Source organism: Acinetobacter thutiue (assembly GCF_030385805.1).
GTDB classification, from domain to species: domain Bacteria; phylum Pseudomonadota; class Gammaproteobacteria; order Pseudomonadales; family Moraxellaceae; genus Acinetobacter; species Acinetobacter corruptisaponis.
Window position 1 is genome coordinate 47,335 of sequence record NZ_JAUDZE010000012.1, and the last position, 20,330, is coordinate 67,664.

The following is a 20,330-nucleotide window of genomic DNA, read 5'->3' on the forward strand; positions in this document are numbered from 1 at the left end:
CATGGCAAAGACGATTTTAATTACTGGTGCAAGTTCAGGTTTGGGTGCAGGTATGGCACGTGAGTTTGCTGCCAAAGGCTATAATCTTGCGTTGTGTGCACGGCGGCTGGAACGTTTGGAAACACTCAAACAGGAGCTACAAAGCCAGCATTCGGTGCAGGTCGGTATCAAGGTACTGGACGTGACGCATTACGATGATGTTTTTACGGTGTTTAAAGCCTTTCAGCAAGAGTTCGGGACGATTGACCGTATTATTGTCAATGCGGGTGTGGGTGATGGTCGCCGTATTGGTAAGGGCAATTTTGAAGTGAACCGAGCAACAGCAGAAACCAACTTTATTTCGGCATTGGCGCAGTGTGAGGCTGCTGTTGAAATCTTTAGGGCGCAGAATAAAGGGCATTTGGTGGTGATTTCCTCAATGAGCGCACTACGTGGTTTGCCGAAGCATTTATCGACCTATGCGGCCAGTAAGGCGGCGGTTGCACACTTGGCAGAGGGGATTCGTGCGGAACTGCTCAATACGCCAATCAAGGTCTCCACTATTTTTCCAGGCTATATTCGTACCGAGATGAATGAGGGTGCGAAAAAACTGCCATTTGAGGTGGATGAGAAAACAGGTTGCAAGGCTTTGGTCAAAGCCATTGAAAAAGCACCTGTAAAAGCGTATGTACCGCAGTGGCCGTGGTTGCCAATGGGGATTGCCATGAAGATTTTGCCGTTAAAACTCGTGAATAAATTGAGTTAATTACAATAAATAGTTTGGATATATTTCATCTGGAAAAGGCTGCACAGCCTTATATAGGCTGAATAGGTTTAATTGTTTTTGTATAGGCATTTCCTTACTTTTCAGGGATGAAAAGTAACAAAAATCCTTTGTTGGACTGATGGTATATCCTTATACCACAGTCCAACGGGCGGCATCCATGCCGCCTGTCACGATAGTGAATACCGTTCTAAAATTATGAAAAGCTCGATTACGATAAAGCCGTAATTAATTTTTGGTGCAATCCACCAAACCCGCCATTGGACATGATCACCACAGCATCACCCTCACCTGCTTCATTCACCACACGGGCAATGATCTCGTCTAAAGAACGGCTGACTTCGGCCTTGTTTGATGAAGCTGCAATCACGGGCTGTAAATCCCAGTCCAGTCCCTCTGGTTGATACCAGATCACTTCATCGGCTAAACGTGCAGAATGTGCCAACCCATCTTTATGGCTGCCCATACGCATGGTGTTGGAGCGTGGTTCAATGATCGCCCACAGTTTACGCTCGCGTAAACGCTTACGTGCGCCGTCAAGTGTAGTTTCAATTGCGGTTGGGTGATGGGCAAAGTCATCATAGACTTCGATGCCACGAACTGTTCCCAATAGCTCCATACGGCGTTTGACCCCACCGAAGTTGGATAAAGCTGCACAGGCTTGTTCAATCGTTACACCCACATGCTGGGCTGCGGCAATGGTGGCTAAGGCATTGGCAACACTATGCTGCCCTGTCATGTTCCATTTCACTTCGCCAATCACCTTGCCATGTTCCAGCACGTTAAAGTGGCTGCCATCGGCACTGACCAACTCAGCAGATAAAGCGGCTTGATTATTTGCTTCAAGACTGGTACGAATTACAGGTGTCCAGCAGCCCTGTGCTAGTACTTCATCAATATTGGTTTCAGTAATCGGGGCAATAATACGACCCTCACTTGGAATGGTACGCACTAAATGGTGGAACTGTTTTTGAATTGCAGCTAGATCATCAAAAATATCGGCATGGTCAAATTCAAGGTTGTTTAAAATCGCTGTTTTAGGGTGGTAATGAACGAATTTGGAACGCTTATCAAAGAATGCAGAGTCGTATTCATCCGCTTCCACACAGAAATATTTTCCACCACCTAAACGTGCGCTTTCGCTAAAACCAAGCGGTACGCCACCGATCAAAAAGCCAGGATTTAAACCTGCCTGATCCAGCACCCAAGCCAGCATGGTCGTGGTTGTGGTTTTGCCATGTGTCCCCGCCACACCAAGCACATGCTTGCCCTGCAAGACATGATCTGCCAAAAACTGTGGGCCAGAAACATAAGGTAAACCCTCGTTTAGCATATACTCGATGGCATCAATACCACGTTTCATGGCATTGCCCACAATCACAAGATCAGGATGCGGCTGCAAATGGCTGCGGTCATAGCCCTGCATCAGCTCAATGCCTGCATTTTCCAGTTGGGTTGACATTGGTGGATAAACATTGGCATCTGAACCTGTGACTTTATGTCCTAAATCTCGTGCCAATAGAGCCAAAGACCCCATAAACGTGCCACAAATACCCAAAATATGCAGATGCATGTTGTATCTCGCTTTATTCATTCACGTAAAACGTGTGTTATGCAGTTAAAAATTTGCCTCAAAAGATAGCAAGGCTGCTATGGAAAAGATAGTCAAAATTCGTTGTTGTTCTTTACTTATAATGACGTTGAGGAATGATAAAATTCCAGTGTTTTTAAAATAGTATTCCTATAAAAGGACATTATGTTGAGCTTCCCTCTGCTGGCGTTATGCCTATTGATAATTTCCAACTGTTTTATGACTTTGGCATGGTATGGGCATCTTAAAATTTTACATGATGCCCCACTTTGGCAAGCGATCCTGTTCAGTTGGTGTATTGCCCTGCTGGAATACAGTTTTATGATTCCTGCAACCAAACTGTTAAGTCAGCATGGCTGGAGTCTGGGGGAAATGAAAATTACACAGGAAGTCGTCACTTTATTGGTGTTTGTGCCTTTTATGATTTTCCTGTTTAAGCAGCCTTTTAAACTGGATTATGTCTGGGCGATGTTTTGTTTGATGGGCTGTGTCTATTTTGTGTTCCGTAACCAAAGCTAATTTTTCGGACACTGCCCAGATGTTCTTTATTTGGGGATGCCTGAAAAAACCGCTATAATATTTGCCAATTTATTCCTTTGTGCTTGGCGCGAGTCGAGACATTCCCCTATTTTTATCATGTTTTGGAAAAGCCAATGAATGCGGTCGCAACAGATAGCCAACCTTTAGTCGGGATTATCATGGGTTCTCAATCCGATTGGGCAACACTCGAACATACCGCGAACATGCTCAAACAACTGGGTGTTCCTTTTGAAGCTGAAGTGGTTTCTGCGCACCGTACCCCAGACCGTTTGTTTGAATATGCGGAAACAGCGCGTGATCGTGGCATTCAGGTGATTATTGCGGGTGCTGGTGGTGCGGCGCATTTACCTGGCATGTGTGCAGCCAAGACCGATTTACCTGTACTGGGTGTGCCTGTGAAATCCTCAATCTTAAATGGTGTTGATTCATTGCTTTCCATCGTGCAGATGCCAGCAGGCATTGCAGTGGGAACACTGGCAATTGGTCAGGCAGGTGCAACCAATGCGGCGATTATGGCGGCACAAATTTTAGGTTTAACTCGCCCAAATATCGCTAAAAATGTGGCTGATTTCCGTACTGCACAGACCGAAAAAGTGTCGAGCAATAATATTCCTGGTCAAGTTTAACGGAGTTGATCATGAATAAAACCATTGGCATTTTTGGTGGTGGGCAACTTGGACGCATGATGGCGCAAGCGGCTTTGCCACTTAATATTCAATGCACATTCTTTGAAGCGGAAACCGATTGCCCTGCTGCGATTTTGGGACCCGTATTTTCAAGCAAAAATGCACAGGGTTTACAGGATTTCATCGCCAGTGCGGATGTGTTTAGCCTTGAATTTGAAAATACGCCTGTGGCCGATGTGGATGTGCTTACACAAAGCAAGACATTGCACCCTCCCCGCCTTGCTTTGGCAACCGCCCAAAACCGTTTGGCTGAAAAAGGCTTGTTCGATGAGCTAGGGATTCCTGTTGCGCCGTACCGTGCTGTAGATAGCTTGGACAGCTTAAAACAGGCCGTGGCTGATCTGGGCTTGCCAATCGTCTTAAAAACCGTAACAGGTGGCTATGATGGCAAGGGCCAGTTTGTATTGCGTTCCGAAGATCAGATTGATACCGCTTGGACTGAGCTTGGTCCCGCTAAAAGCTTGATTGCTGAAAGTTTTGTGAAATTCAGCCGTGAAGTGTCAATCATTGCGGTGCGTGGACAGGATGGCGATGTCAAAACTTGGGCACTTGCTGAAAACCACCATCACAATGGCATTTTGTCCCACTCCATCGTTCCTGCACCAAACAGCACAGATTTACAGCCTGTCGCGCAGGATTACATCACCCGTCTGCTCAACCATCTTAACTATGTTGGTGTGCTGACGCTTGAACTGTTTGTGACAGAACAAGGCCTCTACGCCAATGAAATGGCGTGTCGTGTGCATAACTCGGGTCACTGGTCGATTGAGGGCGCAATTTGCTCACAGTTTGAAAACCATATCCGTGCAGTTGCAGGTTTACCATTGGGGTCAACTGATGTGGTTCGCCCAACTGTGATGGTGAATATCATTGGTCAGCATCCAAAATCGGAAGATGTGCTGGCCCTCAAAGGCGCACATTTACATCTTTACAATAAGTCTGAACGTGCTGGCCGTAAGCTGGGACATATTACGTTGATGCCGAATAACCGTGATGATTTAACGGACCTGTGTCGTCAACTTGCCAAAATTCTACCTGTGCCATTGGCACTGACTGATGAAATGAAAATTTAAATTCATTTTTATAATCAGAGCGACTTTCGGGTCGCTTTTTTATTGGCTGATGTTTAAATTTAAAGTTTTAAATTCAAAACCATAAAAGGATGAAAAATATTGGGTTTGTGGATAAGTTTCTTTTACAAATTTGAATTTAAAACCGAGAGCGTAATTTGAATTCAAAACGATGAAAGTGGATCATTTGCAGTTTAAATTCAAAATATCTGTCAGTTTTTAAATTTAAAATCAGGATGGTGTTTTTATTTGAGGTTAAGTGATTAGTCTGGGAATATCTTTCCGTATCAAGAAAAATTGGATAAGTTGATATAAATCATAAAAATTATTTTTTTGTATGCAGTAGGTTGTTAATTCATAAAAATAATATAATTTTCAATGTTTTAAATTTATATTTTAATTCTAAAAAGGAGTCACTATCTAAATGAGTTACAACATTACCCAAGAAAAAATTTGCCATCTATATGGTGAGTAATTAAAGCTTTGCAAGGTGAACTTCACTCAAACTATTCGGATTACGCTTGATAAAAGCTTTGCTTTTTGGTGTTGAACATTCATATTTAGGGCTTTGTCTGGATTGTGAATAACTTTATTTTGTGTTTTTGAATTTAAAGTACGGGATAAAATTTGAATTCAAGATATTCAACATGCCTTTGTATAAGTTTTGAATTCAAAAAATCTGTTGGCTTTTGAATTTAAAATTAGCTTGTGCTTTTATTTGAATTTAAATGATCAGCTTGTGGATTATGTTTTCTCCTATAACAAGAAAAATTAACTAAGTTTCTATAAAACATAAGAGTTCAGGCTTTGGTTGAGAAAGATTGAACTCTATAAATGAATTTAAAAGTAGGCTGTATTTTTGAATTTAAAACTTATAAATTGGTTTGTGGCTATTTTGAATTCAAAAATGATTGCAGGTTTTGAATTTAAAATGAGAACTTTAAATTTAAAAGACAATAAATGAATTCAAAGTTACGATTGCAAACGGAACATGGTGCAGTTGCATGTTAAGGTGAACAAGAAATTTAAATTTAAAAACTCTGGTTAAGACATGAAACATCATTTTTCTTTATTTATAGGCACTGCCTTATTTGCTTTCTTTAATCAAGCACACGCAGAACTCATTATTAATGGTGCAAAGGTGGCGAGCACCACAACGGCAGCGGCACCTGTAACAGGCAGCTATACGTCAAATTCCAGTTTTCAGGGTTGTCTGGCAAATTTACGCTCCCAGGCAATTGCCTCAGGTGTTTCTGGCTTAACCTATGATCGTTATACGCAAAATTTGGCACCAGACTATTCGGTCATTGATAAATTAAATTATCAGCCTGAATTTTCGACCCCGATCTGGGATTATCTGTCTGGGCTTGTGGATAACGAGCGTGTGCAGGCTGGGCAGCAGAAACTGGCCCAGCATCGTGCGGTACTCAACCGTGTGGAGCAGGCCTATGGTGTTCCTGCTGAAACGGTGGTAGCCGTGTGGGGTGTGGAAAGTAATTATGGAGACATTTCAGGTAAATATCCTTTATTGCAGGCTTTGGGGACACTGAGCTGTGAGGGCCGCCGCCAAAGTTATTTCCGTGGCGAGTTCTTTGCCACCATGCGGATTTTACAACGCGGTGATTTAACCCAGGATCAACTCTATGGTTCCTGGGCAGGTGCTTTTGGTCATACTCAATTCATGCCATCCACCTATGAGCGTCTGGCGGTGGACTTTGATGGGGATGGCCGCCGTGATTTAGTTTCAAGCACCACAGATGCTCTGGCTTCAACTGCCAACTTCCTAAAACGGGCAGGGTGGCAAACAGGTATGCCGTGGGGCTTTGAGGTGAAAATTCCACAAGGTATGTCGGTTGCAGGCGAAAGCCGTCGTAATAAAAGGTCACTGAATAGCTGGATTGCGCAGGGCGTAACCCGTGCGGATGGTACGGCATTGATTCAGGGCAATTTGTCAGGCAGCACACCAGCAGGGCTAATTACACCAGCGGGCGCCAATGGCCCAGCATTTTTGGTGTTTAAAAACTTTGATGCGATTTATAGCTATAACGCAGCGGAAAGCTATGGATTGGCAATTGCGCATCTATCCGACCGTTTAAGGGGTGGAACACCGTTTTTAACTGCCTGGCCAACAGATGATGCTGGCACCTCACGTGCAGAACGTCGTGAAATCCAGCAGTTCCTGATTCAGCGGGGCTATGACATTGGGGCCGTAGATGGTTTGATTGGTGATAAAAGCCGTCAGGCCATTCAAAAGGAACAAAGCCGTTTAGGCTTAAACCCTACAGGACGGGCAGGTCTGCAGATTCTCCGTGCTTTTCGCCAGGAACAAGCTAAACAAATGATGCAATAATAATGTTTTCATCAAAAAAGGTCTGCAAATCAATGCAGACCTTTTTTACTTATGGCGCATCGTCCAGTTTAACCGCTTCCAGAATGTCAAAAATCACCGCGGTCACATCCTGACTTAAATCACGGTCATTAAAAATTTCATAGGCCGTGATGGTCACATCAGTGTCACTTGGCAACTGTTTTTGTTCTTCTTCAATCAAGTGTTCAATGGGTAAAAGGGTCTGTTTCACTTCCAGATGCAGGATTTCGTCATAAGCAACGTTTTCGTCCTCAAGCTCGATTTCCTGCTCATTGAAATAAGGGATTAAAATAGAGTGGAGATAAGGGCTAATATCCTGAATATCCAGGATTTCAATATCACGAGTCTGCTCAATCGTACTGATGTGATCGTTCACCTCAATCAGGATATGATAATAACTCATGTTGATCTCCGCTTAAGACTAAAATGATGTTTTATCGACACAATAACATGAATAAATCAAAAGAATCGACCCATTCTTGTTATCTTGTTCAAAAACATCATTCGGGAAATCCATGATACTTTTGGACTAGGCTTATCGGGACAAACCCAGTAATTCTAGATCGGTATCTGTTAGCTGAAAGTCCTTGGCATCCTGTTCCTTGATACGTGGATACATGAGGGACTTTGGATCGTGGGTGTGTTTAAGTCCCAATGCATGACCAAATTCATGTGCAAGCGTTAAACGTAGGTCATCAACTGAGGAAAACTCATAAATAGAAATCTGGTTTCCCTCAAACTGTCCCTTGTGAAGCACTTCAGGCTTAAAGGTCTGGTTAAACTGGGCAACAGACTCAGCCATTTGTTGATGAAGCTTTTTAAGTTTTTCTGTTTGCTGGTTAAATTGCTGGATCTGCTGGTTGTGTTGCGCAATATGGCTCTGTAACTGGGCTGCCTGCTGCTCCAGACGAGATTGCTGCTGTTGAAGTCCAGCCACGAACTCAGAACGAGAACCTTGTGCCTTGAATTGCGCCAATGCCTGCTGATATTGCTGAACCTGGCTTTCATAGCCTTTCTTTTGCAATTCAAGCTGTGTTTGCGATTGGGTTAGATTATCTTTTAATGTTTTTAACTGCTGGTTTTCATTCAGCCAGTTTTGCTGTTCCTGCTCCAGTTGGTTCAGGTTTTCTGAACGCTTCATGCTGCGAATCTGGCGCTGGTCAAACACTAGGTTGATGGCAAATTTCGCTTCAGGATCATAAACAAAATAATTCTGTCCTGTGTCTTTTTCCCAAATGGCGGCGGCTTGTTTACTCAGCTCAACCATTTGCTGCTGGCTGAGATTTAGGCGTGGATCAAGGTCGGCAATGCGGTAGCGTAATGGATTCTCAGAACTATAACGCACTGGTGAGAATTCGGCATGGGGCGAAACCTGGGCACAAGCCGCTGTATGGGCCAACATGGATAAGCATGTAGCCAATAGGAGAGAGAATAGGCGCATAATAAAAAACAAAAAAAAGCTTGAAAACGATCGTATTTTAACCAAACTTATACATGAGTCAAACTGATATATTTTTGTACAAATCATCAATTTGAAGAATATTTCTGGAAAATTAATAAAAATACCCATAGGGAAATAGAGCAAAAAAGTTGAATAAATAATCAGATGTTGACTAATAAATAATCAAAAAATGAGGCAGAACAAATGTTTATTTTTTATAGCTGTTTTGTGAATTCTTGTTAATTTATATAAAAATTCACATAAACAAGAGGTGTAAATAATTGTAAAAATATAATATTTTTCACATAATTATTTTTTAAATTTGCACGAAAAATATACTAATCTGTCATTTTTTGTCAGTAATTGACGGCTGATATTTGGTAAAAATTATGCTTTACAAGCTTGCTTTCACCAATTCCCGATCTGAATCAGTGAGCGAGAATTTCTGGATATTCTGTTTCTGAATGACGGGATACATCAAGGAGCTTGGATCATCGGTATGGGGTAGGCCCAAGGCATGGCCAAACTCATGTGCGAGGGTCATGCGCAGGTCCTCAAGAGAGGAGAATTCATAAACCGTAATCTGTCTGCCATTAAAAAGGCCCTTATGGAATAGGCGAGGATGGAAGACTTGGTTAAATTGATTTGCCGATGCAACCAACTGCTGATTGTTGTGGTTTAAACGTATAATTTCCTGATTGAGTTGCTGTGTTTTTTGATTGTGTTGCTGGATTTCACGCTGTAGTGCCGCAGACTGGAGTTCAAGCGCATGCTGTCGCTGATTGAATTGCTCAGCCATATCTTTAGAGGATGAGCGTTGCTGGTTAAAACGCTGCACTTCCATGTTGTATTGTTGAAACTGGACAGTAAGCTGGGATTGCTTACTGACAATCAAAGCCGTGGTTCTTTGCACCTCATCCTTGATCTGCTGCAACTGCTGGTTCTGGTTTTCCCATTGCTTTTGTTGCTGTTTCAGTTGATTCAGGCCCTGAATACGATTTGAGCTATGTTGCTGGCGCTCGTCATACACCAAGTTAATGCTAAACTCAGCTTGAGGGTCATAGATAAAGTGCTGTTGCCCTGTCTCCTGTTCCCAAATCTTTGCGGCTTGCTGGGTGAGTTCCAATAACTGCTGGGTAGTTAAATTAAAGCGTGGATCAACTTCAGCGATACGATAATACAGTGGTTTTTTTACCACCTCATGGCGATGAGAACTTATGTTGTGTAGATCATTTTGAGCATAACTGAACTGGGTGGAGCCCATGCATAAACACGCGGTAACCATCGCAACACTGAGATAACGCATAAGCCAGACTCCTCAAAATATGGCTTATTTTTGAGCAATATTTTAAAAAGGTCAAAATGCTATCTATTTAATAAATAAAACTAAAAAGTGTGATTTTTTTCTAATAAATAAAAAAATGAATTGGATGGTTTACAGAATTAAAAAAGCAGCAATAGGGTTGCTTTTTTAATCATAACTGGAAAAATATCAAGCGATTAAACTGAGTTGTGGAAAAAATTAAGAAAAAATTTGGCTGAAAAAACAAAAAAACGTTCAATTGTTAACTTTTGTAAATTATCTTTAAAACAGCATAATTTTTTACTTTTTGGTGAAATATTGCCTATTTGTGACATTTAAAGTCCACCAAAATCTTAAGCTATTTCCACCTTTAATAGAGTTGGACTATGCGGTGATTATCTTGCCAGCAGTAGGTCGCGGTCTGCCTGGGTTAAACGAAAGTGGGCAATATCCTGATCTTTCATGACTGGATGCATCAGTGCATGGGGATCATCGGTATGTTGTAGACCTAGGGCGTGACCCAGTTCATGTGCCAGTGTAAGGCGCAGGTCATCCTCTGATTCAAATTCATAAATCAGGATCTGTTTGCCATTAAACAGGCCTTTATGAAATAAATGAGGCTGAAAACGCTGTTTATATTGCTTAACCGAGGCATTTAATTGCTGGTCAAGCGCATTCAGTTCATCAATTTGCTGGTTGAGTTGACTGATTTTTTGGTTGTATTGACCAATTTCCTGCTGTAGTTGCTCAACATTTTGCTGTAGATGCTGTTGTCGCTGCTGGAAGTATTCAGCATTGGCAGAGGAGGTGGGACTACGTTGGGCAATCTGTCGCTCCTGATTATAGTATTGAATCTGTTGGTCCAGTTGTAGCTGTTTTTGTTCCAATATCTGTTTATTTTGCAGGACTTCCTGTTCGATCTGGTCAAGCTGCTTCTTTTTATTTAGCCATTGCTGTTGATTGGTTTCGAGTCGGCTTAAATGTTCCCGACGTTGCTCACTTTCATACTGCCGTTCATCATAGATTAAATGAATCGTGAGCTGTGCATTCGGGTCATAAACAAAATAATCCTTTCCAGTGCCATCTTTCCAGACCTGCGTGGCTTGCTGGCTAATGGCCTTGACCTGCTCAACACTGAGTTTAAAACGTGGGTCAACTTCGGCAATACGATAGCGTAGCCGATGATCCAGTGGATGAAGTAGTCGGGTTGATAATGAATTAAACTTGAGTTGAGGTTGTTGGCGGGTTTGATAACCCGACCACAATAGAAAAAATGCCAACCCCAACATTAAAAAAACACGAGTCATTCTATTTTATATTCTTCTGGTTAATATGATGCAAAACAGTGCAAGACATCTCTGTCTAAACGCTCAGTCGGTCAACTATAACAAAATTGGAAGAACACTGAAAAATATATAATCATTCTTCTGATTCTGTTTTAATGAATTGATAAAAAATGGATGAATATAAAAAGACCAAGGAATGAAGATGCTGAAATATTTACTTAAAGCTCCCGAGGCGGGATGGGCTGCTGCATCGCCAGCTCAGGCAACAGTTGAAAATTTAAAAATCAGGTATTTGGGGACAGCGGGATTTATCCTGTCTGACCAGCATCGTACGGTGGTGCTCGATCCCTTTATTAGCCGTCCAAGCCTGTGGCAGACCTTTACCCAACCTTTATTGAGTGATCCAGCATTGGTGAGGCAGTATATTCCACAGGCGGATGAGGTGCTGATTGGCCATGCGCATTACGATCATATTCTGGATGCGCCAGAAGTGTGTAAACAAACGGGTGCGCGCTTAATTGGTTCACAGGCCAGCTTAATGTATGGACGCTCAGCAGGCCTTTCTGAACAGCAGATGCTTGAAACAAAGGGGCGGGAAACCATTGACTGTGGAAAATGGCAAGTTGTGGGTTTGCCATCCATACACGGTAAGGCACTGTTTGGCCGTGTGCCGCTACCTGGTGATATGACCACTCCACCACCTTATCCTCCCAAGTTTCATCATCTGCGGCATGGTCAGGTCTTCAACTGGTGGATTCGTACGGGCAAGCTCAGTGTGGTGCATATTGATTCAGCCGACTTTATCGAGCAGGAATTGCAGGGGCGAGAGGCTGATATTGTGTGTCTATGTGCGATTGGACGTAAGTATCGCCCCAACTATGTTAAGGATGTAGTGCGGCTACTCAAGCCAAAATATATTATTCCGTGTCACTGGGATACCATGGTGACACCAATTGATCAAACGCCAGAATTATTACCTGGTGTAAATATTCCCGAATTTATTGAAGAAATTAAGGCCTGTGGCGTGATTCCCTTGTTTATGCCGATTTTGGGTGAGTTGTATTTTTATCAAAATAAATAAAATAGAATGCATAAAAAAACCGCGCTTTCGCGCGGTCTTTTTTAAAGAGACAAATTATTTTTTGTCATCTTTCACTTCTGTGAACTCAGCATCTACAACGCCATCGTCGGCTTTTTGTTGTTGACCAGCATCACCACCCTGGAATGCATTTGGATCAAAACTTTCTGCACCGCCAGCCCCTTGTGCTTGTTCGTAGGCACGTTGAGTGATTGGCATCAAGATGTCTTGTAAAGCCTCAGTTTTGGCTTTGATCACATCGACATCATTTTCTTTAGTCGCTGCTTCAAGTTCAGTCACGGCTGCTGCAATAGCAGTTTTTTCATCTTCAGTGACTTTATCACCAAGATCTTTCACGGCTTTATTCGAGCTTGCCACCAAAGCATCTGCTTCGTTACGTGCTTTAGCCAATTCTTCAAACTTACGGTCTTCTTCAGCATTCGCTTCAGCATCCTTGATCATGGCTTCGATTTCAGCGTCAGACAAGCCTGAGTTTGCCTTGATCTGGATCGATTGCTCTTTACCCGTACTCTTGTCTTTCGCAGACACTTTCAGGATACCATCAGCATTGATGTCGAATGACACTTCAATTTGTGGCACACCACGTGGAGCTGGTGGAATGTCGCCCAACTGGAAGTTACCCAACAATTTGTTTTGTTGAGCCATTTTACGTTCACCTTGGTACACTGAAATGTCTACCGCAGGCTGGTTATCGGCCGCTGTTGAGAACACTTGTGATTTCTTCGCAGGAATCGTGGTGTTCTTCTCAATGATTGGTGTTAATACACCACCCATTGTCTCGATACCTAAAGTCAGCGGTGTTACGTCAAGTAAAAGTACGTCATTCTTGTCACCAGACAATACCGCACCTTGAATCGCCGCACCAATCGCAACCGCTTCATCAGGGTTCACGTCTTTACGTGGCTCTTTACCGAAGAATTCCTGTACTTTTTGCTGTACCATCGGCATACGAGACTGACCACCAACCAGAATCACGTCAGAGATTTCAGAAGTCGAAAGACCTGCATCTTTAAGCGCGATACGGCAAGGCTCAATGGTACGGGCAACCAGGTCAGCAACCAGACCTTCAAGTTTTGCACGTGTTACGTTGATCACCAAGTGTTTAGGACCAGTCGCATCAGCCGTGATGTACGGAAGATTGATTTCAGTTGCGTTAGAAGAAGAAAGCTCGATTTTTGCTTTCTCAGCCGCTTCTTTCAAACGTTGTAACGCAAGTGGATCATTTTTCAGGTTTACACTTTGTTCTTTCTTGAACTCTTCAACCAAGAATTCAATCAAGGCGTTATCAAAGTCTTCACCGCCAAGGAATGTATCACCGTTAGTTGATAACACTTCGATTTGCTGGTCGCCATCAAGGTCTGCGATTTCAATGATTGATACGTCGAATGTACCACCACCCAAGTCATAAACCGCGATTTTACGGTCGCCTTCTTTTTTGTCCATACCGAACGCAAGTGCCGCAGCCGTTGGTTCGTTGATGATACGTTTAACATCAAGACCCGCAATCTTACCTGCATCTTTGGTCGCCTGACGCTGAGCATCGTTAAAGTAAGCAGGAACAGTGATCACTGCTTCAGTAACAGTTTCGCCCAAGTAGTCTTCCGCTGTTTTCTTCATCTTTTTCAAGATTTCAGCAGAGATCTGTTGAGGTGCCAATTTCTTGTCGTTGACTTCAACCCAGGCATCGCCATTGTCAGCCTTGATGATTTTATAAGGTACAAGACCAATGTCTTTTTGTACCGCCTGATCTTCATAACGACGACCGATTAAACGCTTGATTGCGAATAATGTGTTTTTCGGGTTGGTTACAGCCTGACGCTTCGCACTTTGACCCACCAGGATTTCGCCATCTTTATACGCAATGATCGATGGGGTTGTACGTGCGCCTTCCGCATTTTCAATTACTTTTACTTTATCGCTTTCAAGTACAGCAACACATGAGTTGGTAGTACCTAAGTCAATACCAATAATTTTCGCCATTTGGTGTGTTCCTCTAAAATTTTGTTGCAATGTTTTGCTTGTTATTCGATATGAGAGTCAATCGGTTTTTTTCAAGCATTTTTATGAAAAAAAATCAAAAAACTCTCAAATTTCTGCATTTTTGAGCAAAAAACGCTTGCTCACGCGCATTATTGACCCACCATCACCATCGCAGGACGAAGTAAACGTCCATTCAGGGTATAGCCTTTCTGCAACACCGTACCAATCTCATTGGCCTTGGCATTTGGATCAATACCTACCGCCTGGTGTAAGTCGGCATTGAAGCCATTTTGGGTACTCGCCTCAACCACGCCAAATTTTTCCAGTGTGGTCAAAAGGGATTTCAGGGTCAGTTTCACGCCTTCGAGTACAGGTGTCTGTTCTTCACCAGCCGCCTGAATCGCACGTTCAAGGTTGTCGACAGAATCCAACAACTCTTTTGCAAACTTTTCCAGCACCGTATCTTTGTGCTTTTCCGATTCACGCTGGATACGCTCCACACTTTTTTGTGCCTCATACACAGCATTTGCGGTACGCACCTTTTCAAGTTTTAGGCTTTCTTCAAGCTTGCTAATCTGAGCCTGTAAATCTTCAACGCTAAGCTCGTTTGCCTGCTCTACACTTTCAGCTTGAGTTTGTTCAGTTTGTTGCTCATTTTGAATGTCTTGAGCTTGCTCATTGTGCTCATTAGCCATTGATGATCTCCGTTTAAAAAAGTTCTCAAACATGTACAGTCCTTTTGGCATAAGTGCTCATCGGGTTAAACCTGAACTGCCACATATTGGTCATTCATAGATACGGATGAGGTATGGGCAACACGACAAAATTCAAGCGTTCAGGTTCATTTAAATCTTTTAATTATGCTGATTTAAGTAAAAATTCAGGTTTTCAATCACGAAAGCGATGAATTCCTGGGTTATTTTCGGTAAATGCTGCCTTGAAGCATACACTAAAGACAATGTCAGGTCGGGTGCAGAAAAACCTGTAAACACCTGTTGCAAACGATGCTGTGCAATATCCTCTCGCACCAGCAGGGTGGGCAGCATGGCAACGCCCTGCGCCTTGAGGCACATCTGATAAAGCGCAATCACATCATTGCTTTTGAACGTAACATTTAATGGATAGTTTTGCGGTTGCTGATCTGTATCAAACAGGGTCCAGTACTGGTTATGGGTATGATGTGCAATGCAGTCATGCTGAATCAGCTGGCTTGGATGCAAAAGGGGAGTGTGGTCCTGCAAGTAATGGGGATGGGCACAGAAAGTGGATTGGATCTGGCAGACAGGGCGTGCAATCAGTCCATCCGCGACTTTCTGGGTAATCCGTAGCGCAAGATCAACCTGCGCATCCATCAGATCAACCGTATTTTCCGTTAAATACACATCAAAATGTATGTGAGGATAAAGCTTTTTAAATTGCGTGATACATTCATTGATGCCCAACTGGAACAGAAACAGGCCACAGGTAAAGCGAATTGTTCCACTATGTTGTTCGGGTGCAGCCAAACTTTCTAAGAGTTGTTGTTGCTGTAAAATATTTTCACAATACACGAGTGCCTTTTCACCCGCAGGGGTGAGCGAGACCTTTCGGGTGTTGCGCTGAAAAAGACGTGTTGAGAAAGTCTGTTCAAGGTGCTCCAGATAACGTGACACCATTGCCTTGGAGTAGTTCAAGTGTTCGGCAGCCTTACTGAGATTGCCTTGATGGGCAATACAGACAAAGACCTGAATGGCTTTTAAAGTATCCATATTTATTATGATTGTTGCAAGATGTGCAACATTTTATCTTAATCCAGGGTGTTTATTCAGCAATAATTGCAATTTAAAGTGTTTTCTATCAGATAGGAGACAAACAAATGAATACTAAGCCTTATGCACTTGCTTTTATAGCATTATCAACATTCGCTGCGACACCTACTACTTTTGCACAAGAGTTAAAAATCCAGAATTTTTTAGCCAAGCCTGAACATTTTGGGGTGACCTCCACCTTGATTGAGGGTGATAAGGAAGTCTTATTGGTCAATGCCCAATTTTCTAAATCAGAAGCCTTGCGTATTGCCGCCGATATTCTGGATAGTGGTAAAACCCTAAAAAGCATCTTTGTCAGCTATGGCGATCCTGACTTTTATTTTGGTCTGGATGTATTCAAGCAATATTTTCCCCATGTGCAAATCATCGCAACCCCTGAAACAGTGAAACATATTCAGGATACACAGGCCCTAAAAGTACAGTATTGGGGGCCAAAAATGGGTGCCAATGCACCAAGTAAAATTATTGTTCCCCAAGCCTATACGGCAAAAACCTTAAAATTTGAAAATGAAAACATTGAAATTAAGGGCAAAAAAGAACTGACCTATTTATGGATTCCAAGTGCCAAAGCGGTGGTGGGAGGAATTCCTGTTTCATCAGGCATTCACCTGTGGACCGCAGATACTCCAACCGCCAAAGATCGTGCTGAGGTGGTGCAGACATTGGAAAGTATTAAATCTTTAAATCCTAAAGTTGTGGTGCCTGCCCATATGAAAGTAGGTGCAGCCGAGGGTTTAGATGCAGTTACCTTTTCAATTGACTATTTAAAGCAATATGAAAAAGCTGTCAAAGAGACAAAAAACTCGGCTGAACTCATCCAGATGATGCAGAAACAATATCCAGCTTTGGCTGAATCCAGCAGTCTGGAACTGGGAGCCAAAGTGGTGAAAGGTGAAATGCAGTGGCCTTAAAACGTCATTAAAAAAATTGACAACCGTGATGCCTCATCACGGTTTTTTATTGCGCCATATAAAGGAAATTTGCCTGTATGACTTACATTGTAAGCATGTAGGGGGGTTATACGGTGTTTATATAAATTATAAAAAATGAAGATAAACAGGTTTTTGCCCATGAAAATAGCATGTATATCAATAAAACTTTTGAATAGATAAAGTCTTAGCGATTTTATAAATGATAAAAAATACGTGAATGCTAAATCGAACTGATTTAATAAAAATTGCAAAATCATGCTGCATCCATAACAAACTGCAACTAATCCCCATCACGCCAGCGGAAAAAATTGTGAATGATAGGCAACGCAAAGACGACTTTGCTTTTTGTCATAATGAAAGGAAATACACAATGAAAAAGTTAGCATTGATCTCAATGGTTGTCGCTGGTGTTGCGTTGACGGCTGTGGGATGCTCAACCCAAGGTGGTCTGGATGCTTCTGGTTCGGCCCAGACAAGTGCAAGCCCAGCAGGTGTGCAGGGTGGTGTAGGTGTACAGGCGGGAACATCGGTTGATGTTCAGCCAGGTAGCGCATCTGCCGATGTTTCTGGTTCAGTTTCAGGCTCAGCAGGTGCGGATGCATCAGCACAGTAATCTCAAATTTGCACTTCCTGCGATAGATTGTCATGTCGATGCCAACACACCAATCTACACATATACTGCTATATATGTTACGCGAAGTGCCGAGATTAAACTGAAGCATAAAAACTAGAATCATTTGATGGGTTCTAGTTTTTTTGTTTGACGCATCATTTGCCAAACTGACATAAAAAATAACGGTAACGGACTTATACATTAATAGGCAAAACCGCAATGATGTTGCCCTACAGACAAAAAAGTTTGTATTCGATGTTATTGAGGGAAAATATATGAAGCAATTTGCTTTGATTTCGATGCTGGCGATTGCCACAAGTGCAATGATGGGCTGTGTCTCTGTGGAGGCAACAGGCTCGACCAAAGTGGGCATAGGTTCACATGGTGTGCAGACAGGTGCGGGCGTTAAAGCCAATGTTCAACCTGGGCAAGTCGGCATCAATATTTCGGGTTCAGCCTCAGCTGGACGCTAAATAACGTTGGACTCAAAAGCAGGATGCTGTTTTTGAGTCTTGGCAATAAAAAACAGGTAAATCACTTTTATTGACATAAAAAGCAAGTATAGATAAGCAAAATGGTTAATGACTTTTTCAGATATGACCTTTAGGTTACAAGATATTTTTTAAATGCTTGATCTTGATCTATGACTTTATTCAGGCATATAGTCAGAGAGGACAAGAACGATGGATAGAGCGAAAAAGGGGAAGAACGTGTCAGCATTACCTCAGAAAATTCAAACACTTTTAGATAAAGGACAAGGTCCTGCTGCACGAGCACTTGATAAGCTGCCCAAGATTGTACAAGAGTCGATAGCCAGGATTTTAGGCTACCCTTACCAATATCCAGACCTGGACGCATTTACCAAATGCATTATGGCGGTTCAGATTAAGCAGGGACATATTGGCTTTATTGGTGATGATCCAATTGAATCAAGACGACAATTCGATGCGCAAATGCTTGCGATCCTAAATAAACCAACCTCTATTGAATCTGTTGAAGATATTCGCTTGCCTTTGCAAAGCGGAACCGTATTTGCGAGACACTACCATCCCGCACCCAATAAAAAACTCCCGATGATTGTCTATTATCATGGAGGCGGGTTTGTGGTGGGTGGTTTGGATACCCATGATGAAGCATGCCGCCTCATTGCCAAGTATGCAAAAGTACAGGTGCTCAGTATTGACTATCCACTTGCTCCTGAGGCATCACCACAACAATTGATTCAATCCTGTGAGGATGCCTTGGCGTGGGTTTACCAGAACCGCCGTCAACTTAAAATTTATAAAAACCGTATTGCTGTGGCGGGTGACAGCGCAGGGGGTAATATCAGTACCGTGGTTGCACAACATGCTGCTGGAAAATCCTATGCACCACAGGCGCAATTACTCATTTATCCTACGGTTGACTTCAAAAGTCGTCACCCATCTTTCTATGCCTATGGTCAGGGCCTGGTCCTTACCAGTAAGGATGTCGATTACGTGACCGAATACTACGCAACCCAGCACAATGTTGCCTTGGATAATCCGTTGATTTCTCCAACTTACGGCAATCTTAAAAAACTGGCGCCTGCCTATGTCCTTACTGCTGGACATGACTTGCTGCATGATGAAGGTGAGATTTATAGCCACAAACTCAGACAGAATGGCGTCAAGGTCCAATATGTGGACTACCCAGACCAGAGTCATGGCTTTATCAATATCACGCCAGTTTCCAGCAAGGCGAAACGTAATACCATTGAGATTGCGAAAAACTTCAGGAAGTTTTGGGATAAGCATAGTTAATTCATGTATAAACCCATGTTCCACGTGGAACATGGGTGTTTTATTGTAGACAACAAATAAAAATAGCAAAAATGGATTTGCAAAACATAAGATGATGGGCTACAACAAATCTATTTTACAGGTCGAGAAAAGCAATTATGAAAAAGCTGTTCATTGCAACAAGTCTAATTTTGGCAAGTGGTTCTTTATTTGCAAATACGCTGGTCGATATGAAAACTAGTATGGGGACGATCGAAATAGAACTATATGATGATCAGGCGCCTATATCAGCAAAGAACTTTGAAAATTATGTGAAGAGTAATTTCTATTCAGGAACGATTTTCCATCGCGTTATCCCAGGCTTTATGATTCAGGGTGGGGGCATGGATGTGAACATGATTGAGAAAACCACAAAAGCACCTATTGTAAATGAAGCGAGTAATGGCCTGAAAAATAATCGTGGTACTTTGGCAATGGCACGTACCAGTGATCCCAATTCTGCAACAAGCCAGTTCTTTATTAATATCGCTGACAATAACTTCCTGAACCGTTCAGCGATGGATGCAGGTTATGCGGTATTTGGTAAAGTCACCAAGGGAATGGACATTGTCGATAAAATTGTAAAAGTACCTACTGGAAACTATGGAATGCACCAGAATGTACCAAAACAACCAATTAAAATTATCAGTGTTCAGATAAAAAACAAAAAGTAAAAAGCGAAGCAGGAATATAAATAAAATATTTCTGCTTTATTTTCATATAAATGCAATAAAATAGCGGTAAATATAAACGTTTTGATGAGTAAAAAAACAACACTCAATAAAACAGTGCTTTGAAAACACTTGCGCACCAAAAAAAATCTCCTATAATGCACACATCCCAACGCAATGAAGCAAAAGAACTTGGCTTTAACGGTTAAGTTGCTAGGTATTCATTGCGTTTACTTATCGCTGACGAAGCGGTGAGAAGATCATTAAGAGAATAGAAGAACAACTTGTGTGGATTTTTACTGGTTGATCGATCGATAAATTATCATTGATTAACTGGATAAAATTTCTCGAAGTTTATTTGAGCGAATATATAAGTCAGT

At 42.3% G+C, this 20,330-nt stretch carries 19 protein-coding genes; 11 read left to right on the forward strand and 8 right to left on the reverse strand.

Annotated elements, in window-relative coordinates:
* Position 1: 1 nt before the first annotated feature.
* Entirely contained in the window at positions 2–745 is a 744-nt protein-coding gene (locus QTA56_RS16910) for an SDR family oxidoreductase (RefSeq protein ID WP_004675409.1), read from the forward strand.
* Between the two features lie 229 nt (positions 746–974).
* Here QTA56_RS16910 and mpl read toward each other — a convergent pair whose 3' ends face one another.
* Positions 975–2,336 (reverse strand): UDP-N-acetylmuramate:L-alanyl-gamma-D-glutamyl-meso-diaminopimelate ligase, encoded by a 1,362-nt coding sequence (gene mpl, locus QTA56_RS16915; RefSeq protein WP_267982146.1) that lies wholly within the window; start codon positions 2,334–2,336, stop codon positions 975–977.
* A 183-nt stretch (positions 2,337–2,519) separates the two neighbouring features.
* Here mpl and QTA56_RS16920 point away from each other — a divergent pair, with 183 nt between their 5' ends.
* The 4 genes from QTA56_RS16920 to QTA56_RS16935 all read left to right on the forward strand — a co-directional run bounded on the left by QTA56_RS16920 (position 2,520) and on the right by QTA56_RS16935 (position 7,000).
* A complete protein-coding gene (locus QTA56_RS16920) occupies positions 2,520–2,873 on the forward strand; it encodes a DMT family protein (RefSeq protein ID WP_061517215.1) in 354 nt (117 codons plus the stop codon).
* 134 nt (positions 2,874–3,007) lie between these two features.
* A complete protein-coding gene (gene purE, locus QTA56_RS16925; RefSeq protein WP_267982147.1) occupies positions 3,008–3,520 on the forward strand; it encodes a 5-(carboxyamino)imidazole ribonucleotide mutase in 513 nt (170 codons plus the stop codon).
* A gap of 11 nt (positions 3,521–3,531) precedes the next feature.
* Entirely contained in the window at positions 3,532–4,653 is a 1,122-nt protein-coding gene (locus QTA56_RS16930; protein ID WP_267982148.1) for a 5-(carboxyamino)imidazole ribonucleotide synthase, read from the forward strand.
* Between the two features lie 1,048 nt (positions 4,654–5,701).
* Positions 5,702–7,000 carry a lytic murein transglycosylase gene (locus QTA56_RS16935; protein ID WP_267982149.1) on the forward strand — a complete coding sequence of 433 codons (1,299 nt, stop codon included), beginning with the start codon at positions 5,702–5,704 and terminating at the stop codon, positions 6,998–7,000.
* 49 nt (positions 7,001–7,049) lie between these two features.
* Here QTA56_RS16935 and QTA56_RS16940 read toward each other — a convergent pair whose 3' ends face one another.
* The 4 genes from QTA56_RS16940 to QTA56_RS16955 form a co-directional block, all read right to left on the reverse strand.
* Complete coding sequence (locus QTA56_RS16940) at positions 7,050–7,421, reverse strand: hypothetical protein (RefSeq protein ID WP_267982150.1); 372 nt, start codon at positions 7,419–7,421, stop codon at positions 7,050–7,052.
* 132 nt (positions 7,422–7,553) lie between these two features.
* On the reverse strand, positions 7,554–8,459 hold the full coding sequence (locus QTA56_RS16945) for a matrixin family metalloprotease (RefSeq protein ID WP_267982151.1): 906 nt from the start codon (positions 8,457–8,459) through the stop codon (positions 7,554–7,556).
* 394 nt (positions 8,460–8,853) lie between these two features.
* Complete coding sequence (locus tag QTA56_RS16950; protein ID WP_267982152.1) at positions 8,854–9,765, reverse strand: matrixin family metalloprotease; 912 nt, start codon at positions 9,763–9,765, stop codon at positions 8,854–8,856.
* A 392-nt stretch (positions 9,766–10,157) separates the two neighbouring features.
* Positions 10,158–11,069, reverse strand: a complete 912-nt coding sequence (locus QTA56_RS16955) for a matrixin family metalloprotease (RefSeq protein WP_267982153.1) — start codon at positions 11,067–11,069, stop codon at positions 10,158–10,160.
* 181 nt (positions 11,070–11,250) lie between these two features.
* On the opposite strand from QTA56_RS16955, the gene QTA56_RS16960 reads away from it, so the two are divergent.
* A complete protein-coding gene (locus QTA56_RS16960; RefSeq protein ID WP_267982154.1) occupies positions 11,251–12,129 on the forward strand; it encodes an MBL fold metallo-hydrolase in 879 nt (292 codons plus the stop codon).
* A gap of 54 nt (positions 12,130–12,183) precedes the next feature.
* On the opposite strand, the gene dnaK is transcribed toward QTA56_RS16960, so the two are convergent.
* The 3 genes from dnaK to QTA56_RS16975 all read right to left on the reverse strand — a co-directional run bounded on the left by dnaK (position 12,184) and on the right by QTA56_RS16975 (position 15,875).
* The gene (dnaK, locus tag QTA56_RS16965; RefSeq protein ID WP_267982155.1) at positions 12,184–14,127 is read right to left on the reverse strand and encodes a molecular chaperone DnaK; all 1,944 of its coding nucleotides are present in this window, start codon (positions 14,125–14,127) and stop codon (positions 12,184–12,186) included.
* 149 nt (positions 14,128–14,276) lie between these two features.
* Complete coding sequence (gene grpE, locus QTA56_RS16970; RefSeq protein ID WP_267982156.1) at positions 14,277–14,822, reverse strand: nucleotide exchange factor GrpE; 546 nt, start codon at positions 14,820–14,822, stop codon at positions 14,277–14,279.
* A 159-nt stretch (positions 14,823–14,981) separates the two neighbouring features.
* Positions 14,982–15,875, reverse strand: a complete 894-nt coding sequence (locus tag QTA56_RS16975; RefSeq protein ID WP_267982157.1) for a LysR family transcriptional regulator — start codon at positions 15,873–15,875, stop codon at positions 14,982–14,984.
* Between the two features lie 107 nt (positions 15,876–15,982).
* Here QTA56_RS16975 and QTA56_RS16980 point away from each other — a divergent pair, with 107 nt between their 5' ends.
* The 5 genes from QTA56_RS16980 (at position 15,983) to QTA56_RS17000 (ending at position 19,953) form a co-directional block, all read left to right on the forward strand.
* Positions 15,983–16,846 carry an MBL fold metallo-hydrolase gene (locus QTA56_RS16980; RefSeq protein WP_267982158.1) on the forward strand — a complete coding sequence of 288 codons (864 nt, stop codon included), beginning with the start codon at positions 15,983–15,985 and terminating at the stop codon, positions 16,844–16,846.
* Between the two features lie 391 nt (positions 16,847–17,237).
* A complete protein-coding gene (locus QTA56_RS16985) occupies positions 17,238–17,480 on the forward strand; it encodes a hypothetical protein (protein ID WP_267982159.1) in 243 nt (80 codons plus the stop codon).
* A gap of 275 nt (positions 17,481–17,755) precedes the next feature.
* Complete coding sequence (locus QTA56_RS16990; protein ID WP_267982160.1) at positions 17,756–17,953, forward strand: hypothetical protein; 198 nt, start codon at positions 17,756–17,758, stop codon at positions 17,951–17,953.
* 237 nt (positions 17,954–18,190) lie between these two features.
* Positions 18,191–19,261, forward strand: coding sequence for an alpha/beta hydrolase (locus QTA56_RS16995; RefSeq protein ID WP_267982161.1), 1,071 nt, complete (start codon positions 18,191–18,193; stop codon positions 19,259–19,261).
* Positions 19,262–19,398: 137 nt separating this feature from the next.
* A complete protein-coding gene (locus QTA56_RS17000) occupies positions 19,399–19,953 on the forward strand; it encodes a peptidylprolyl isomerase (protein ID WP_267982162.1) in 555 nt (184 codons plus the stop codon).
* Positions 19,954–20,330 lie beyond the last annotated feature (377 nt).